This window comes from Parafrankia irregularis, assembly GCF_001536285.1.
Lineage (GTDB): Bacteria > Actinomycetota > Actinomycetes > Frankiales > Frankiaceae > Parafrankia > Parafrankia irregularis.
Genome location: NZ_FAOZ01000011.1, coordinates 70,558 through 87,669 on the forward strand (window position 1 = coordinate 70,558; position 17,112 = coordinate 87,669).

Annotated in this window: 16 protein-coding genes; 13 read left to right on the forward strand and 3 right to left on the reverse strand. The window is 71.7% G+C overall.

All coding sequences use genetic code 11. From position 1 onward, the window contains the following. Positions 1-82: 82 nt before the first annotated feature. Positions 83-853 carry a YcnI family copper-binding membrane protein gene (locus AWX74_RS18615; protein WP_091278337.1) on the reverse strand — a complete coding sequence of 257 codons (771 nt, stop codon included), beginning with the start codon at positions 851-853 and terminating at the stop codon, positions 83-85. 181 nt (positions 854-1,034) lie between these two features. Further along, on the reverse strand, positions 1,035-1,802 hold the full coding sequence (locus AWX74_RS18620; protein WP_091278339.1) for a hypothetical protein: 768 nt from the start codon (positions 1,800-1,802) through the stop codon (positions 1,035-1,037). 281 nt (positions 1,803-2,083) lie between these two features. On the opposite strand from AWX74_RS18620, the gene AWX74_RS18625 reads away from it, so the two are divergent. From AWX74_RS18625 to AWX74_RS18640, 4 genes are all read left to right on the forward strand, one after another. Next, positions 2,084-2,968 (forward strand): MOSC domain-containing protein, encoded by an 885-nt coding sequence (locus AWX74_RS18625; protein WP_091278345.1) that lies wholly within the window; start codon positions 2,084-2,086, stop codon positions 2,966-2,968. Next, positions 2,956-3,603: a response regulator gene (locus AWX74_RS18630; RefSeq protein ID WP_006541849.1), complete on the forward strand. Its 648-nt coding sequence runs from the start codon at positions 2,956-2,958 to the stop codon at positions 3,601-3,603. Before AWX74_RS18625 ends, AWX74_RS18630 begins: the two co-directional genes overlap by 13 nt. 25 nt (positions 3,604-3,628) lie before the next feature. Then, a complete protein-coding gene (locus AWX74_RS18635) occupies positions 3,629-5,794 on the forward strand; it encodes a primary-amine oxidase (protein ID WP_091278609.1) in 2,166 nt (721 codons plus the stop codon). Between the two features lie 98 nt (positions 5,795-5,892). Then, positions 5,893-6,249 (forward strand): hypothetical protein, encoded by a 357-nt coding sequence (locus tag AWX74_RS18640; RefSeq protein ID WP_091278347.1) that lies wholly within the window; start codon positions 5,893-5,895, stop codon positions 6,247-6,249. Between the two features lie 94 nt (positions 6,250-6,343). On the opposite strand, the gene AWX74_RS18645 is transcribed toward AWX74_RS18640, so the two are convergent. Then, positions 6,344-6,670, reverse strand: coding sequence for a type II toxin-antitoxin system VapB family antitoxin (locus AWX74_RS18645; RefSeq protein WP_006541846.1), 327 nt, complete (start codon positions 6,668-6,670; stop codon positions 6,344-6,346). A gap of 222 nt (positions 6,671-6,892) precedes the next feature. On the opposite strand from AWX74_RS18645, the gene AWX74_RS18650 reads away from it, so the two are divergent. The 9 genes from AWX74_RS18650 (at position 6,893) to AWX74_RS18690 (ending at position 17,085) form a co-directional block, all read left to right on the forward strand. Continuing rightward, the gene (locus AWX74_RS18650) at positions 6,893-7,870 is read left to right on the forward strand and encodes a DUF2470 domain-containing protein (protein WP_091278349.1); all 978 of its coding nucleotides are present in this window, start codon (positions 6,893-6,895) and stop codon (positions 7,868-7,870) included. 456 nt (positions 7,871-8,326) lie between these two features. After that, positions 8,327-8,998 carry a hypothetical protein gene (locus AWX74_RS18655; protein WP_091278351.1) on the forward strand — a complete coding sequence of 224 codons (672 nt, stop codon included), beginning with the start codon at positions 8,327-8,329 and terminating at the stop codon, positions 8,996-8,998. Further along, a complete protein-coding gene (locus AWX74_RS18660) occupies positions 8,979-9,614 on the forward strand; it encodes an OmpA family protein (RefSeq protein WP_091278353.1) in 636 nt (211 codons plus the stop codon). The genes AWX74_RS18655 and AWX74_RS18660 overlap by 20 nt, the downstream gene beginning before the upstream one ends. 295 nt (positions 9,615-9,909) lie before the next feature. Further along, positions 9,910-10,944 (forward strand): metal ABC transporter substrate-binding protein, encoded by a 1,035-nt coding sequence (locus AWX74_RS18665; protein WP_091278355.1) that lies wholly within the window; start codon positions 9,910-9,912, stop codon positions 10,942-10,944. Next, positions 10,941-11,852 carry a metal ABC transporter ATP-binding protein gene (locus tag AWX74_RS18670; protein WP_091278357.1) on the forward strand — a complete coding sequence of 304 codons (912 nt, stop codon included), beginning with the start codon at positions 10,941-10,943 and terminating at the stop codon, positions 11,850-11,852. The genes AWX74_RS18665 and AWX74_RS18670 overlap by 4 nt, the downstream gene beginning before the upstream one ends. Before the next feature lie 16 nt (positions 11,853-11,868). After that, positions 11,869-12,843: a metal ABC transporter permease gene (locus tag AWX74_RS18675; RefSeq protein WP_091278359.1), complete on the forward strand. Its 975-nt coding sequence runs from the start codon at positions 11,869-11,871 to the stop codon at positions 12,841-12,843. Continuing rightward, complete coding sequence (locus AWX74_RS18680; RefSeq protein WP_091278365.1) at positions 12,843-13,826, forward strand: metal ABC transporter permease; 984 nt, start codon at positions 12,843-12,845, stop codon at positions 13,824-13,826. Before AWX74_RS18675 ends, AWX74_RS18680 begins: the two co-directional genes overlap by 1 nt. Before the next feature lie 33 nt (positions 13,827-13,859). Beyond that, entirely contained in the window at positions 13,860-15,074 is a 1,215-nt protein-coding gene (locus AWX74_RS18685) for a pyridoxal phosphate-dependent aminotransferase (protein WP_091278367.1), read from the forward strand. 322 nt (positions 15,075-15,396) lie between these two features. Continuing rightward, complete coding sequence (locus tag AWX74_RS18690; RefSeq protein ID WP_242666308.1) at positions 15,397-17,085, forward strand: glycosyltransferase family 39 protein; 1,689 nt, start codon at positions 15,397-15,399, stop codon at positions 17,083-17,085. Positions 17,086-17,112: the final 27 nt, after the last annotated feature.

The following is a 17,112-nucleotide window of genomic DNA, read 5'->3' on the forward strand; positions in this document are numbered from 1 at the left end:
GTTTCCGTTCTGAGTGATCTCCGGAGCGGGTGCCCCCGGAGCGGGTGCCCCTGGCGCCGGTGGCCGGGGGCACCCCAGGTGATCAGGCCCGCCGACGGGTGCTGATCAGCGCGAACGCGCCTGCGGCCAGACCGAGCGCTCCCAGCACGAGACCGGTGATCCCGAGCGCGCGTGCCGTGCCGTCCGATGTCGACGCCGACGCCGACGCCGATTCGTCGCCCGCCGCCGCGGAGTTCCCGGTGCCGGCATCCGCGTGCTCGTCGGCGGCACCGTCGTCATGGTCGCTGTCCGAAGCCGCGGCCGCGGTCAGGGTGACGGCCGGTGCCGGGTGGTCCGGCTCGTCCGTGCCAGGCTTGGCCACGTCGATCCAGCGGACGATCTCGCCGTCGGAGTAGGTCTGCAACGTCTTGAAGACCACCTGGTCGGCGTCGTCCGGCAGCGGGCCGGCTGAGACGTTGAAGGTGTCGAACTCGCCGGGCCTGATCCCGGCACCGTTCTCGGCTGTCCAGGTGATCTGCGTGACGACCTCGGTGATCTGCGTTCCGTGAGCGGTGAGCGGCTTCGCCGGCGCGCCCTTGGTCACCTTGTAGGTCCAGCCGGGCTTGGGCTGGACCGTCACCGAGGCGATCGGCGCGTCGGCTGGGAACTGCACGTCGAGCGCCGTGGTCGACGCGGTGTCGCTCTCGGTCGGAACCTTGAACGTCAGGGTGGTGTAGGCACCCTTGGCCGCCTCGGCCGGAGCGACGGTGACATGCGCGGACGCCGGAAGGGCCAGCGCGATGCTGCCTGCCGCGGCGGCGAGCGTGCACAGCGCGCCCCGACGGAGGCGAACTGCGCGGGTGGTGCGAGACATGGGACCTCCTCGAGGACCAGGCTGGTCCTCACGGGTGATCGGACTGGTTGACCCGAGCACCAGGGCCGTGGCACGGCGCGACAGACCGGCCCGTGCAGCGCGATCGAGCTGCTGATCATCGAGCTGCTGATCACGGGCGGACCGCCGCGGCGCCTCCGTCCAGGCGGACGCGCGGAACCCGCTACCGGGCTGTCGCCATCACTGCGGACACACCGGCGCGGGGACACGACCCCGGCCGGCGCGCCGGCGGGCCGCGCCAACCAGCGTCGGTTCCCAGCAGGAGAAGGTGCGCACACCAGCGCGCCCCCGCGCCACCACGACCACCACCACCACCAACGCCGTGGCGACCGCCACGATCGCTGCCGCCGACCCGGCCCAGCGCGGCGGCCATGCCGGCAGCGGCGTTGCGCAGCCGGGCCCACGTGCCCGCGCCCGATGCCATCAGCCGTGCGGCGGCCCGCAGGCGAGCCAGGACATCCATGAGCACGAACGCGACAACGGCGACGACCCGTTCGACGGCCACGCGCAGCGCCGCCGTCGCCCACAGCCGCCGCTCGCAGCGGCGCAGTGACACGGCCACGCAGCCGGCCGCGAGGGCATGAGCGGCGATCATGGGCCCGGCCGGGACCAGCTCGGCGAGCAGGTGGGCGCCGGCGCCCGGCCGCGGGCGAGCCGCCCCGGCCGCCTGGTGGTGATGCGCCTGGAGCGCGAACGCCGTGTGCAGGAGCACCTGGGCGGCCACGACGGCCGCGACCAGGGCGGGCAGTGCCCGCTCCCGGTCGGCGAACCCGAAGGCCACCCGGATCAGCAGCGCGGTGGCGACGGCGAGCAGCACGACCGGTGGTCGGGGGTCGCCGGCGGCGACGTGCGCCGCGAGTGCGAGGCACGTCGAGGACACGCCGAACACGGCCGCTCGCGCGAGCCTGCCTGTCCCCCGTGCACCGGTCATCGGTGCAAGCCTGCCACGTGCGGACGTCGCGGTCCGCAAAGACCACATCACGACATCAGCGGGTGGACGTAGCTGACACCGGCCGCACTCCGGAATCACGAAAGATTCCCGGCATTATGGACTTCACGCAGCCACGGAGCGCCGGATCTCCCAGCCCGTCGCTCTCGTCCGAGGCGCAGATAGGGTTCGTTCTCGTACCCCCTCGACCACGACCGGGGAGCCGGCGGTGACGACCAGCCGCACCCGGCCGCCGTTGTGTTGGTAACCGAAAGCGAGCGCTGATGGGTACAGCTGCGGGCCTGGGCGCGGGCGGTGAGGCGGGTGACGAGGCGGGCCGCGCCGGGAGCCCGCCCCCGGGGCGGGTCGTGCGCCTCTACCGATATCCGGTGAAGGGCTTCAGCCCGGAGGAACTGACCGAGGTGTCGCTCACCCCCGGCGACGGCGTGCCCGGCGACCGGATGTTCGCGCTGGCCCGCCCGGACACGGAGTTCATCGAGGACGAGCCCGTGTTCCTGCCGAAGACCCGCTTCGTCATGCTGCAGAAGGACGAGGCGATCGCCCGGATCCGCACCTGCTACGACCCCGCGGCCGGAACGCTCACCTTCGGCCTCGGCACCCCCGGCGGGCAGGTCCGCGCCGATCTGACCACCCCGGCCGGGCGCGCCGTGTTCGAGGAGTTCGTCCAGTCGCAGCTCGGGCCGGGCCTCGGGGGCCGACCGCGGCTGGTCGCCGCCCGCCGGCACCACCGCTTCACCGACGCCGGTGGTGCCGGGGAGGCCTTCATGCACGCCGTCTCGGTCATCAATCTGGCGTCGGTGCGCGACCTCGCGGAGCGGATCGGGCAGCCGGTCGACCCGCTTCGCTTCCGCGGCAACGTCTACGTGGACGGAATCCGGCCCTGGGCCGAGCTCGACTGGACCGGCCAGGAGTTCGCTCTGGGCGCGGCCCGGGTGCGGGTTCTGGCCCGTACGCCACGCTGTGCGGCGACCACGGTCAATCCGGACACAGGCGACCGTGACATCCGGATACTCAAGGAGCTGTCCAGTCACTACGGGCATACGGACTGCGGGATCTACGTCACCGTCCTGACCGGCGCGACACTGCGGCCCGGCACCTCCCTCACGCCGCCGGGCGGATACGAGGAGGCTCTGCCGTGCGAGTCGTGATCGCGGAGGACTCGGTGCTGCTGCGCGAAGGCCTGCGCCGGCTGCTCACCGAAGCGGGCTGTGAGGTGGTGGCGGCGGTGGGCGACGGCCCGGGCCTCGTCGACGCGGTCGCGGCGCACCGGCCCGACGTCTCGGTGGTGGACGTCCGGATGCCGCCGTCGCACCGGGACGAGGGGCTGCGCGCCGCGATCTCCGCACGGGAGAAGGTCCCCGGCTCCCCTGTTCTCGTCCTGAGCCAGTACGTGGAGAAGCAGTACGCCGGCGAGCTGCTGGCCGACGGCGTGGGGGCGGTCGGCTACCTGCTCAAGGACCGGGTGGCGGACGTCCGCGAGTTCGTCGAGGCGGTGCGGCGGGTGGCCGCCGGCGGGACGGTGATGGATCCCGAGGTGGTGGCGCAGCTGCTGGCGAGCAGCCGCCGCAACGACCCGCTGACCTCGCTGACGCCACGCGAGCGCGAGGTGCTCGGGCTGATGGCCGAGGGGCGTTCGAACACGGCGATCGCGGCGGCCCTCGTGGTCAGCGGCGGAGCGGTGGAGAAGCACATCTCGAACGTGTTCACCAAGCTCGGGCTGGAATCGTCGGGCAACGACCACCGCCGGGTCCTCGCCGTCCTCGCCTATCTGCGACGTTCCTGAGCCAGCCCCGCCGGTGGAGGTCGCCATGGCGCCGCATCCCCTCGACCCGCTCTCGGCCGCCGAGATCAGCCGGGCTTCGGCGCTGCTGCGTGCGGTTGCGCAACTGGGGCCGGAGTTTCGTTTCGTTTCCGTTGAGCTTCAGGAGCCACCAAAAGCCGCGCTGGTGGCCCGCGAGTCCGAGCGCGAGGTCGCCGACGCGCTCGCGCCGCCGGACCGGCAGGCGTTCTGCGTCCTGTACGAGCGCGGAACACGGCGGACGCACGAGGCGGTCGTCTCGCTCACCGCGGGCACCGTGGTCGACCTGCGCGTGGTGCCCGGGGTGCAGCCGTCGATCATGATGGACGAGGTCCTGGCCTGCGAGGACGCCGTCCGCGCCGACGGCGCCTGGCAGGCCGCCATGGCCAGGCGCGGGGTCACCGACCTTTCGCTCGCCATGATCGACATCTGGTCCGCCGGGTACACCGGAAGCGACGACGATCCCGCGCGGCGCCGGATCGCCCGCCCGCTCACGTTCGTCCGGGCGGCCCCTGGAGAGAACGGTTACGCCCGGCCCGTGGAAGGGCTCACCGTCGTCGTCGACCTCGACGCGATGGCCGTGGTCGAAGTCGTCGATCACGCGGCGGCGGGCGACGACGCAACGGGCGACAACGCCACGGGCGACGATGGACCGGCAGGCGACGCGACGACAGGCCACGCAACGACAGGCCACGGAATCGTGCCGTTGCCGCCCCGGCCCGGCAACTACATCCCGGGGCTGATGACCGCCGATCCGGGCAACGTGCCGGCGTTCGACCGGCTACGTGACGATCTGCGCCCGATCGAGGTCAGCCAGCCGCAGGGAGCGTCCTTCACCCTCGACGGGCAGGCCCTGCGCTGGCAGCGCTGGGAGCTCCGGGTCGGCTTCACGCCCCGCGAAGGGCTCGTCCTGCACCAGATCGCCTACGTGGACCGGGGACGGCGCCGGCCCCTCATCCAGCGGGCCTCGGTGTCGGAGATGTTCGTCCCGTACGGGGACCCGGCGCCGACGCACCGCGTCAAGAACGTCTTCGACATGGGCGAGTACGGGGTCGGCCGGCTCGCGAACTCGCTGCGGCTGGGCTGCGACTGCCTCGGCGAGATCACCTACCTGGACGCGGTCGTGAACGACTCCGCGGGTGAGCCGGTGACCATCCCGAACGCGGTGTGCATCCACGAGGAGGACACCGGCATCGCCTGGAAGCACACCGACTTCCGGACAGACCACGTCGAGGTCCGGCGGATGCGCCGGCTGGTGATCTCGATGATCAGTACGGTGGGTAACTACGAGTACGGGTTCTTCTGGTACCTCCACCTGGACGGCTCACTGGAGTTCGAGGTGAAGCTGACCGGCGTGATCTCCTCCGGCGCAGTCCGGCCGGGAGCGTCGCCGACCCACGGTGTGCTGGTCGCGCCCGGCCTCTACGGACCCAACCACCAGCACTTCTTCAACGTGCGCCTGGACATGGAGCTCGACGGCGGCCCGAACTCGGTCGTCGAGGTCGACTCGGAGCCCGAGCCCCCGGGCCCGGGCAACCCGACCGGCGTCGCCTGGCGCACGAAGGAGACGCCGCTGCTCACCGAGAGCGAGGCCCAGCGCGTGGTCGACCCGGCCGCCGCACGCTTCTGGCGGATCACCAATCCCCGCCGGCACGGGCCGCTGGGCCGCCCGGTCGCCTACCGGCTCGTCCCCGGCCACACGGCCCCGCTGCTGGCGCATCCGGCGTCCCATCAGGCGGCCCGGGGCAGGTTCGCCGCGCGCAATCTGTGGGTCACAGCCTTCGATGAGAGCGAGCGCTTCGCCGCCGGCGCCTACCCGAACCAGAGCGCGGGCGGTGAGGGGCTCCCGCGGTACGCCGCCGCCGACCGGCCGGTGGCCGACACCGACATCGTCGTCTGGTACAGCTTCGGCGCCCATCACGTCGTCCGGCCCGAGGACTGGCCCGTCATGCCGGTGAGCCGGATCGGCTTCGAGCTGCGCCCCGACGGCTTCTTCGACGGCAACCCCGCGCTGGACCTCCCTCCCACCGCACACGACGGCGCACGCCGAGGAACGGACCACGCAACGGACCACGGAACGGGCCACGGAACGAGCCGCGAAGCGCACCGGCCGGCCGCGGGCACCGGGCGATCCCACCTGGGTGGGGGCACCGCCGAGGGGGCATGCGGTTGCTGACGGGCGGGCCCCGCGACACGTGGCCCACGCGACACGCACGGCCCCGAAGGTCATGTCTTGCCCCAGAACGGGGGTACCTGCCCTAGGCTCCGGAAGATGTGAGCCCTGTTCTCGCCTCGAATCGGGCCGGGAACCTCGTCCGTGCTCTGATCATCATCGCCATCCTGGTCCTGATCATGCGCACGGCGTACCTGCTCTGGGTCTTCCACACGCCGGCCTGGACGTCCCGCCCGCACGACGTCCAGTACTGCGGCGGGTGGTACGAGCGAAGCGAGACCCCTGACCTCACCGGGGCCGAGGCCCGCAAGCGCGCCGGTGGCCGGCTCAAGCAGGTCATGCGGTCGCCGGTGCTGCGGCCCATCACGGCCTACAAGCCCGGATCGGCCTGCCCTCGGTACATCTTCGCGAAGGTCGCCTCCGACACGTACGTGCAGTACGAGATCACCGACGACTGACCGGCACCCACGCGACCGCGCCCCCGCACAGCCGCCCGCGCCGCCCGGTGGCAGGCCAGCGGAGCAGGTCAGCGGGGCAGGTCAGCGGGGCAGGTCAGCGGTGGCTGAGCTTGTTCGCGTGCCGCGCGGCGGCGTGCACGTGGACCCGGGCGTGGATGGAGGTCCGCTGCGCCAGGGCCGCCCGCACGGCGCGGTGCAGCCCGTCCTCCAGGTAGAGCGTCCCGTCCCATTCGACGACATGCGGGAACAGGTCGCCGTAGAAGGTCGAGTCGTCGTCCAGCAGGACGTCGAGCGCGAGCACCCGCTTCGTCGTCACGAGCTGGTCAAGCCGCACCTGCCGCGGCGGAATCGCGGCCCAGTCCCGCTGGCCCAGGCCATGGTCGGGATACGGGCGACCGTCACCGACCAACTTGAAGATCACCCGGCACCTCCTTACTCGGGGGCGTGAGACTGCCCGACCACAACAGCCTAGAATCCTCCGCCCGCGCGCCGGATCCCGGTGTCCTTCCAGCCGCGCGTTGCGCAGACCTTGGGAATTCTGGCCGAAGTTGATCTGAGATGCGGACCTGTAACCAGACGAATGACTTGACCAACTCCCCATCTGCCACTTAAGTAAGCCTTACCTGATGCCAGAGGAGGTCCGGTGACGAGTCCCAGCACGGACGTCGACATGCCGGTGCTGGCCGAACAGGCGAGGACGATCCTCGCCGGCGGCCGGCGCGCGCTGCTCACCCTGCCCTGCGCCAACGTGCGCGGCTGGGCCGGACTCATCGACGACGGCGGCGAGCCGCTGCTGATCGTCGGGGCGGACAGCCCTCCGGTCCACTGCGCCGGCGCGGGTCGCCGCGCTCGCGTCGACGTCTGCGGCCACAACGGCGAACGCCTGGTCCTCGCCGGCGTGTTGCGGCTGGCACCGGAGAGCACCGAAGATCTCGTCGATCGCCTGGCCGACCTGGGCCGCACCATCTCGGTGACCGCCGGTGATGTCAGTGATCTCCGTGTCCTGTCCCTTTCAGTGGACGACGTCCTGATCTGCCTGCCGGACCGCGCGGAACGCGCAGATCGCGGGCTCGGTGCGGGTCGGGCGGCCCAGAACACGGCCACGTCACGCTCCAGGCCGGCCGGTCCCGCGGCGGCCTCGTCCTCGTCGTCCCGCGGGTCCCGGATTGGTCGGTCAGGGCGCGGATCACGGCGTGCGAACACCGTTCGGCTGGACGGCCGCTGGTCGGCACTCGGCCCCGCGCGCCGGGTCGATCTCAGCTCGTACGCCCTCACCGAGCCCGACCTGATCGCCGCCTACGCCCCGGATCTGGTCCGGCACCTCAACGATGAGCACGCGGCCCAGGTGCGGCTGCTCGCGGCACACGGCGTCGTGCCCGCCGGGGCCCCGCAGGAGGTGACCGGTGCGTCTGTGCGGCCGCTCGAGGTCATCGGCGCGTCGGTGACCTCGCTGGACCGCCGTGGGCTCGACCTGTGGCGCATCGACCCCGACGGCGCACGCCAGGTCCGAGTGGCCTTCAGCGCACCGCTGGTCGAGCCGCGCTCGCTCGGGCGCGAGCTGCGCCTGCTGCTCGACGGGACAGCACACGGAGCCGACGGGACGACATGCGGAACCGACTAGCTGGCCTGAAGAGTTGAGATTCTGGTCGTCAGGGTTCAGGTCGCCCGTCGCGAAACCACGCCAGTCAAGATCGACAATCGGCGGCGCGGCCGAGATCGCCACCGTTCGAAGATCATGGAATTTTGGTCGTCCCGACGACCACAATCCTCAACTCTTGTCCAGCAGCAGGCCAGTCGCAGCGGCCTGCCGGGCCGCGGCCCCGCACCGATGACCGAGCGTGACCATGGGAGCAGCTTTGGCCAGCACCGACAGCGTGATCGACCAGCTGTTCCCGGTCGACGGCACGCCCGAGGGCGACCCCGCCCACCCGAAGATCACCAGCATCGGATGCGCTTTCGCCGTTCGACTCACGGGTCGCCGGCTGGGCACGGGCACTGTCCATACCGGGCCCCAGAGGGGCTGCGCCGGGCTCATAATCATCGGCGGACGCACCTGCCCCTCCCGTCCGGAGGTCCGATGCCGCACCCGCCGCTCCGCCGCACCCGGCCGAACCGGCCGAACCGGCCAGCCCAGCCGACTCCGCCAGCCCACCCGGCTCGGAGAACGTCCGTCGTTCTGAGCGGTCTGCTGCTCGCCGGCCTCGCTGTCACGGGCTGCTCGTCCGGCTCCGGCTCCGGATCGGGCGCCGGCACCGAAGGCGACAGGAAGACCACGCCTGCCCAGACCGGGGCGGTCGCCGACGATCGCTCACCGGCGGTGGCCTCCGCGCAGCCCGGCGGGGCACCGGGCAGTCCGGCGGCCGTGCGGACCACGCGCATCAAGGGTGCCGGTGGGAACGTCGATGTCGGATTCGTCGACCTGCGGGTGGACGGCAGGCTCCTGCAGCTGGATCTGCTCTTCACCCCCCGCTACGCCGACGATCCCGGCACCGAGATCTCGCTCTACGAGATGGCCGGCCGGCGCGATGCCAGCGTGACCCTGATCGACACCACGAACCTGCTCCGCTACACGGTGGTGGAGGATTCCGGCGGAGTGGCCCTGGCCCCGGCCGCAGGCACCACCCGGGCCCGCAACAACGAGGCCGTCTCCGGCACGTACACCTTCGCCGCGCCGCCGGCGAGCGTGACAGCTCTGGACGTCTATCTCAACGACCAGCTGATCGTCGACGATGCCCCGATCAGCCGCTGACCGGAGCGCCGGGCGGGCCGTCGGGCCGGCGCTCGCCGTCTGTGCCCTTGCCTGTGTTCTCGTCGGCCCGGGCAGCCCGCGCGCGCTGGGCGCCACGGCCGACCCGTCGGCCGCCGGTCCGACGCGATCCGCGGACGTGCCCGACGAACATCTCACCGCGTCGGTACGCGGCCTCGACACCGCCGGGTCGGTGCTGACGATCGATCTGGCCGACGCCGTCAGCCCACTGCACTTCGAGGAACGCCGGGATGACCAGTTGGTCGTCACGATCAGCGCGGATGTGCTGTTCGCCTTCGACTCCGCCGACCTGACGGACGTCGCCCGCTCCGAGATCACGAAACTCGCCCCACGGGTCAGGCCCGGCACCGAGACGGTCACCGTGCTGGGTCACACCGACAAGCTCGGCACCCCGGCCTACAACGTGATGCTCTCCCAACGTCGCGCCGACGCGGTCGCCCGTGTGCTCCGCAGCCTGCTGCCGGCCGGGACGAGAGTTTCGGCGACCGGCCGCGGCGGCGCCGACCCGGTCGCTCCGAACATCCATCCGGACGGATCGGACGACCCCGACGGCCGCGCGCTGAACAGGCGAGTGCAGATCAGCTTTCCCGCCAGCTGACCTCGCGCGCCGTTGGCCTTCTCCCCCCGGCTGCCTACCGGCCTGACCTGACCTGGCCTGGGCCGGGGCCAAGCGTGGCCAGCCGTTCCAACCGCGACACCGCGACACCGCGGTTCTGGGGCACCGCGGTTCCGCGGAACCGCGGCACTGCGGCACCGCGGTTCCGCGGAACCGGAGGCTGGTGCCGGTTCTGCTCGCGGGTCAGAGCCGGCCCGCGGCATTCGCGCGAGATTCCGGGTGATCCGGCAATCCACGCTGATTTGACATCCGGATCGACAACCGTTTTCATTTTGCCATGCGCCCCGCCTCACTCCGTGCCGCGGTCGGAAGACGATCAAAGCGTCACCCCGCGACCGCCCGGCGGGCGTGCCTCACCGCCTCCGTGGTCGCCACCGCACTCACTGCGGGCCTGGCGGCCTGCGGCGGTTCCGGTGCGGGGTCCTCCGCGGGCAGGGAGGAGTCGGCACCACGCGTCGTGGCGACCACGACCTATGCGGCCGATTTCGCGCGGGCCATCGGAGGCGACGGCATCCAGGTCACGCAGATCCTCCGGCCAGGGGTGGACCCGCACGACTACGAGCCCTCCCCAGCCGATCTCGCGGCGATCGCCGACGCGGATCTCCTGATCGAGAACGGGGTGGGGCTGGAGAGCTGGCTGGACGACGCGATCTCGGCGAGCGGTTTCGACGGTACCGAGGTCGTCATGGCCGACGGGGTCACGATCCGCCATCCGGACGACTCCGAAGAGGCCGCCGCGGCCGAGGCGCACGACGAGCATGAGGACCACGAAGAGGGCGATCCACATATCTGGCACGACCCCCGCAACGTGAAGATCATGGTTGGCAACATCGAGAAGGGCCTCGCCGCCGTTGATCCCGAGAGCTCGGCGGAGTACCAGGCCAATCTCGCGGCATACCGCGCCAAGCTCGACGAGCTGGACAGCGAGACCCAGCGCGAGATCGACAGCATTCCGGTGGCCCACCGCAAGCTCGTGACCAACCACGATTCCTTCGGCTACTACGTGCAGCGGTACGGCCTGGAGTTCGTCGGCTCGATCATTCCCAGCTTCGACACCTCCGCCGAGCTCTCCGGCCGGTCCATCGACGACATCGTCGGGAAGATCCGGGCCTCGGGCGCCGTCGCCGTCTTCTCCGAATCCTCGCTTCCGCCGCGAACCGCACAGACGATCGGTAGCGAGGCAGGCGTCCGCGTGATCTCGGGCGAGGACGCGCTGTACGCGGACACCCTCGGGCCAGCCGGTTCCGCCGGCGCCACCTATCTGGAAGCTCAGCGCCACAACACCGACACGATCGTCGACGCACTCCGGTGAGCGGCCCGACCAGCGCCCCCGCCGTCGCGGTACCTGAGCAGGCGAGCACGGATGTCCGGCCCTCGGCCAGCGAACAGACACCCGTCGGCGACCAGCTTCCCGTCGGCGACCAGCTTCCCGTCGGCGACCAGGCTGCCACCAGCGACCGGGCTGCCACCGGCACCGCGCTCGCCTTCGATGACGCGGCGATCGCCTACGGCCGCTCCACGGTGCTCCACAGCGTGCACGGCACCCTGCACCAGGGCCGGACGCTGGCGCTCATCGGGCCCAACGGCGCCGGCAAGTCGACCCTGATCAGGGCCGTGCTCGGGCTGCTCCCCGTGAGCTCCGGATCGATCACCGTGCTGGGCCGGGCACCGGCGGCGGCGCGCCGCGAGGTCGCCTACGTGCCCCAGGCCGACACCCTCGACCGGGACTTCCCGATCTCGGTCGGCCAGGTCGTCCTGATGGGCCGCTACCGCGGAATCGGTTGGATCCGCCGCCCGGGCCGAGCGGACCGCGCGGCGGCCCAGGCCGCGCTGGAGGCCGTCGGGCTGGCCGACCGCAGCCGGGACCGCTTCGGCCTGCTCTCCGGCGGGCAGCGCCAGCGCGTCCTGCTCGCCCGCGCCATCGCGGCCGAGCCACGCCTGCTGCTGCTCGACGAGCCCTTCAACGGGGTGGACGTCGTCTCCCAGGAAGCCCTGCTCACCGCGCTGGCGACCTTGGCCGGCACCGGCACGGCGACGGTCGTCTCGACCCATGACCTGGCACTCGCCCAGACCATCAGCGACCAGGTGTGCCTGTTGAACGGCCGCCAGATCGCGTTCGGCCCGGCCACCCGGGCGCTGGCCCCCGACCAGCTGCGCGAGGCCTACGGCGGTGCCGCAGTGGAGATCGGCGGGGCAGGCGTCATCGTGACCCGAACATGATCGGCGTGACCCGGACATGATCGGAACCGATCTGTTCATCGCGCCGTTCGAGCTGCCGTTCATGTTCCGCGCGCTGATCGAGATCCTGCTGCTCGGCGCCGTGAGCGCCGGGGTCGGGGTGCTGGTGATGCTGCGGAGGCTGGCCTTCCTCACCGATGTGCTGACCCACGCGGTCTTTCCCGGTGTCGTCGTCGGGTTCATGATCGGTGGCACCTCCGGAATCGTCCCGGGTGCGCTGGTGGTGGCGGCCGTGGCCGCGGCGGGCTTCACCGCGCTGGCCTCAACCCGGAGGATCAGCGAGGACGCGGCGATGGCGATGCTGCTCACCGGCTCCTTCGCGGTCGGTGTCGTTCTCGTCTCCCGCCGGGAGTCGTACACCTCGGACCTGACCGGCTTCCTCTTCGGCCGTCTGCTCACCGTCGACACCACGGACATCACCGTCACGGCGGTGACCGCCGCAGTGGCCGCCGCGGTGCTCGCGCTGGCTCGCAAGGAGCTGCTGCTGCGTGCGTTCGACCCCGAGGGCGCGCGCGCGGCGGGCTACCCGGTGTGGCTGCTCGACCTCCTCCTGAATCTCGTGATCGCGCTGGTGGTCGTCGCCGCGGTCCGCGCCGTCGGGACGGTGCTGGTCATCGCGCTGGTGGTGATCCCGGCGGCGGCGGCCCGGCTGATCACCGGGCGGCTCACCGCCATCCTGGTGATCTCCGTCCTGCTGGGCCCGCTGTGCGGCTGGCTCGGGCTGGTCGCCAGCTACGAGGCCTCGGTGAACCATGACGTGCGGCTCGCGGCGGGCGCGACGGTCGTCCTCGTGCTGGTCGCGGCCTATGCGCTCGCCTTCGCCGGGAGCGCGCTGCGCCAGTTCACGGGACGGGCCCGATCACCGCGGTCCCAGCGGTCCCGACCGTCCCGGCGATCGCAGTCGCCGCGGTCACCGTCGCCCCCTGACCGGCAGGCCTCGGCGACGTCGACTGTCGCGTCCGGAGGTGCCTGATGGCCCTGCTGGAGTCGTTGGGGGATGACTACATCCGACGGGCCCTCGCCGAGGTCGTGATCGTCGGAGTGCTCTGCGGTGCGGTCGGTGTTCATGTCGTGCTGCGCCGGCTCAGCTTCCTGACCATGGCGTTGACCCACGCGACGTTTCCCGGGGTGGTCCTCGCCTCGCTGATCGGGATGAATCTGGTGCTCGGCGCCGGCCTGTTCGGCGTGCTGGTCGTCCTCGCGGTGGTCATGGTCGTCGGGGCGGCGGGCGGCGCGGTCGGCACCGGCGCAACGGGCGGCGGCACCGGCACCGGGGGCGGCGCGGCGGCCGACCGGGGCGGCTCCGGGGGCGGCCGGGACATCAGCACCGTGACCGGGGTCGTTCTCTCCGCCGGGTTCGCGCTCGGCGTCGCGCTGATGTCGGCCGAGGACGGATCGAACCGCGACCTCAGCGCCTTCCTGGTCGGGTCCGTCCTCACCGTCCAGACCAGCGATCTCGCGGTCAGCGCGGTCACCGCGCTCGCTGTTCTCACCGTGCTGGTGGCGCTGCGCAAGGAACTTGTGCTCGCCGCCTTCGACCCGACCGCGCTGTCCGCCGCCGGCTACCCGCAGCGAACGCTGGGCCTGGTCCTCCTGCTGCTCGTCGAGGCGGCCGTCGTCACCTCACTGCCCGCGGTCGGCACGATCATGGCAGTAGCACTGATCGTCGGGCCGGCGTCCACAGCCCGCCTGTGGTGCTCGTCCACCTCGACGATGACGGTGGTCTCGATCGCGGTGGCCATCTTCTGCGGTGTGACCGGCCTCGCCGTCAGCGAGCAGTGGGACGTCGCCGCCGGCGGCGCCATCGTCCTGACCGTCGTGGCGGTGCTGGTCGCCTCCGTCCCGCTGAGCGCCGCCCTGACCGGACGGACCGGACGCTCCGGACGGACCGACCGAAGTGGTCGCCGCGGCCACCCGCGGGAGGTGAACGAGCTCGCCCGGGAGGTAGCCGTCTGAAAAACCTTCGACAGGGCATCTACGCTGGTCACTATGGAGTTCGCCCAGTCCGACAAGCTCGCTGACGTCTGCTATGACGTCCGAGGCCCCGTCCTCGAGGAAGCGATCCGGCTGGAGGCCGCAGGCCAGCGCATCCTGAAGCTGAACATCGGCAACCCCGGTCCGTTCGGCTTTTCCGCGCCGCCTTCGGTGCTCGCCGCGGTCGCCGACAACCTGGCAGCCGCACAGGGCTACAGCGACTCGAAGGGCCTTCTCCCCGCACGCGAGGCCGTCGTCCGGTATTCGGTCGGCAAGGGCCTGACCGGAATCGGACCTGACGACGTCTACCTCGGCAACGGCGTGTCCGAGCTGATCATGATGTCGCTGCAGGCGCTGTTGAACGACGGCGACGAGGTGCTCCTGCCTGCGCCCGACTACCCGCTGTGGACGGCGGTGGTCTGTCTCTCCGGTGGGCGCGCGGTCCACTACCGCTGCGACGAGTCCGCCGGGTGGAACCCGGACATCGACGATCTCACCAGCAAGATCACATCTCGCACCCGCGCCATCGTGATCATCAACCCGAACAACCCCACGGGCGCGGTGTACGACCGCCAGGTGCTCGAGGAGATCATCGAGGTCGCCCGCCGGCACAACCTGATGCTGTTCGCCGACGAGATCTACGACCGCATCCTCTACGACGACGCCGAGCACCACTCGCTCGCCGCGCTCGCCCCGGACCTGTTCTGCGTGACCTTCAACGGCCTGTCCAAGTCCTACCGGCTGGCCGGCTTCCGCTCCGGCTGGATGGTGCTCTCCGGGCCCCGCGAGCACGCCACCAGCTACATCGAGGGCCTGAACATCCTGGCGAACATGCGCCTGTGCGCGAACGTTCCCGGCCAGTTCGCACTGCAGGCCGCGCTCACCGAAGGCGGCGGGGCCGGCGATCTCGTGCTGCCGGGCGGCCGGCTGCACGAACAACGCGACACGGTCGTGAAGCTGCTCAACGACATTCCGGGTGTTTCCTGCGTTCCGCCGCGCGGAGCGCTCTACGCGTTCCCCCGCCTCGACCCGCAGATGTACCCGATCCGGGACGACGAGCGTTTCGTCCTGGATCTGTTGCGCACCGAGCGAATCCTGCTGGTGCAGGGCACCGGATTCAACTGGCCGGATCCAGATCATGTACGGATCGTGACGCTGCCCTGCGTTGACGACCTGACCGACGCCATCGGTCGGATCGAGCGATTCCTGGGCGCCTACGCTCGCATCTGAGCACCTCCGGCCCACCCGGGCTGGACGGGGCTGGACCGGACTGGACCAGGCCGGACCAGGCTGGACCAACCCGGGTCGGGCTGGCGAGGCGGCAGCGGATCGCGGCGGTGTCCACAAGGGACCACGCCCTGTGGATAGAACCTGTGGACAACCGGTGGAACAGACACAGGCGTCGGCCGGCCCGGCGCTGGAGCGCACGGACACACGTGAAACAACGGCACGATCGGACCATCGAGGCCCCGATCAACAACCTCCAGCAACAGAACGTGATCGACTGCTGGCTGTAGCCGGGGTCGCCGCGATCGCCGTCGCGGTGCAGGCGGTGCTTTGGCAGCGCTTCCGCCTGCCCCTCTGGTACGACGAGCTGTGGCGCCCGCACTTCGCCGGCGAGCCCGTCGGGAGCTTCTGGTCCGAGCTCGGGGTGGCGAACGCACCGTCCTCGCTCGGGTCGCTCGCACTGGTCCGGCTGTGCGGCGAGGTGTTCGGCTGGCACGCCTGGGCGCTGCGGCTGCCCTCGGCCGTCCCGCTGGTGGCGCTCGCCGTGGGCACCTGGCTACTGGCCCGCCGCCTCACCACCCGGCCCGCGGCCCTCGGGGCGACACTGGCGGTCACCCTCGCCGGCACCATGGTCGACCTCGCCTCCCAGATCAAGCCCTACACCCTGGACGCCGCCTGCGCCGTCGCCGTGGTCGGCCTGTGGATGGATTCCACGCTGCCCACCCGGCGGCTGATCCGGCGGCGGGTGCTCGCGGGCGTCCTCGCGGTGTTCTCGCTCCCCGCCCTGTTCCTGATCGTTCCGCTGTTCGTCCACGACACCGCCCGGCCGCTGTGGACCAACCGCGGGCAGCTCAGGTCACGCGGCCCACGCGCTCTTCTGGGGGAGACGGTGCGTGCGGCCGGCCGGGCCGCTCCGGCGGTGGCGATCGGCGGCGCCCACGCGTTGCTGTTCGTGACGCACCAGTCCGGCCAGCGGGCCAGCACCTTCTGGAACGACCATTTCCTCGCCGACCGGGGCCCGCTGGAGGCGGCGCGCTTCGTCATCGGCCAGCTCGCCGCGACAGCGGCAGGCGCGCCGCCCGGGAGCGATCGCTACGACCCGAACCTCGTTCACCCGCTGACCGACTCAACCGACGCGCTGGTCGTCGTTCTCGGCTGCGCCGTCGCGATCACCTTCGCGACCGGTGCGATCACGCTGGCCCGGCGCGCGGACGGCCGGGTACTGCTCGTCGCGGTCGGCGGCGCGGAGCTGATGGTCCTCGCGGCGAGTGCCTGGCGGTACTGGCCCTTCGGCGCCGTGCGGCCGAACACGTTCCTCGTGCCGCTGCTCACGATCGTCTCGGCGGTCGGCGCGGCCACTCTCGCCCGGTCGCTTCTCGCCCGGTCGCTTCTCGCCCGCTCGCTTCTCGCCCGGTCGCCGGCCCGTGCCCGGTGGACCCGGACGTCGGCCGTGGCGAAGCTGCTGATCCCGGCGAACCTGGTGATCCTGCTGGCCGCGCTCGCCGTCCCGGTGGCCGGGGCGACCGGGCTGAAGCCGATGTGGGTCGAGCGTGCCGACCGCCGCCCGATCGACCTGATGGTCGACGCCACTCTGACCGCCCGCAGCCTGTACCGGCCGGGCGATCTGGTGCTGGTCGGCGGCAGGCTGGCCCGCGCCGGCTGGCTCTACGGCATGGAGCTCAGCCAGGACGGCGCCGTCACCACCACGGGCACCGCCGGTTCCTCGGAACCGCGGATTCCGCTCTCCGCCACGGTGTTCCTGACCGCGATCGGGGACGGGGGCGTCGACCGCGCCCTGAGCCGCCAGGCTCCCGGACCGAACAGCCATGTCCTGATGTTCGTCCTCGCCTACGACCGGCGGGGCACCGAGCGTGCGTTGGACGAGGCCCGCCAGCGCGGGTGGTGCCCCACCCAGACCCAGGACTTCGAGCTGACCGGCACGCTACGGGTCCTGGCCCGCTGCCAGCCCGCCGCCAGCGATGAGTCCGCCGGCCGCCGCGGGTCTACCTCCTGACGGAGACATCGGATTCATCAGGAGCTG

What these genes read in the sequence shown, in the direction of transcription:
- AWX74_RS18685 (WP_091278367.1), top strand. Translation starts at nt 13,860, where the DNA reads ATGGAGTTCGCCCAGTCCGACAAGCTCGCTGACGTCTGCTATGACGTC.
- AWX74_RS18665 (WP_091278355.1), top strand. Translation starts at nt 9,910, where the DNA reads ATGCGCCCCGCCTCACTCCGTGCCGCGGTCGGAAGACGATCAAAGCGT.
- AWX74_RS18615 (WP_091278337.1), bottom strand. Translation starts at nt 853, where the DNA reads ATGTCTCGCACCACCCGCGCAGTTCGCCTCCGTCGGGGCGCGCTGTGC.
- AWX74_RS18625 (WP_091278345.1), top strand. Translation starts at nt 2,084, where the DNA reads ATGGGTACAGCTGCGGGCCTGGGCGCGGGCGGTGAGGCGGGTGACGAG.
- AWX74_RS18620 (WP_091278339.1), bottom strand. Translation starts at nt 1,802, where the DNA reads ATGACCGGTGCACGGGGGACAGGCAGGCTCGCGCGAGCGGCCGTGTTC.
- AWX74_RS18655 (WP_091278351.1), top strand. Translation starts at nt 8,327, where the DNA reads ATGCCGCACCCGCCGCTCCGCCGCACCCGGCCGAACCGGCCGAACCGG.
- AWX74_RS18635 (WP_091278609.1), top strand. Translation starts at nt 3,629, where the DNA reads ATGGCGCCGCATCCCCTCGACCCGCTCTCGGCCGCCGAGATCAGCCGG.
- AWX74_RS18660 (WP_091278353.1), top strand. Translation starts at nt 8,979, where the DNA reads ATGCCCCGATCAGCCGCTGACCGGAGCGCCGGGCGGGCCGTCGGGCCG.
- AWX74_RS18675 (WP_091278359.1), top strand. Translation starts at nt 11,869, where the DNA reads ATGATCGGAACCGATCTGTTCATCGCGCCGTTCGAGCTGCCGTTCATG.
- AWX74_RS18680 (WP_091278365.1), top strand. Translation starts at nt 12,843, where the DNA reads ATGGCCCTGCTGGAGTCGTTGGGGGATGACTACATCCGACGGGCCCTC.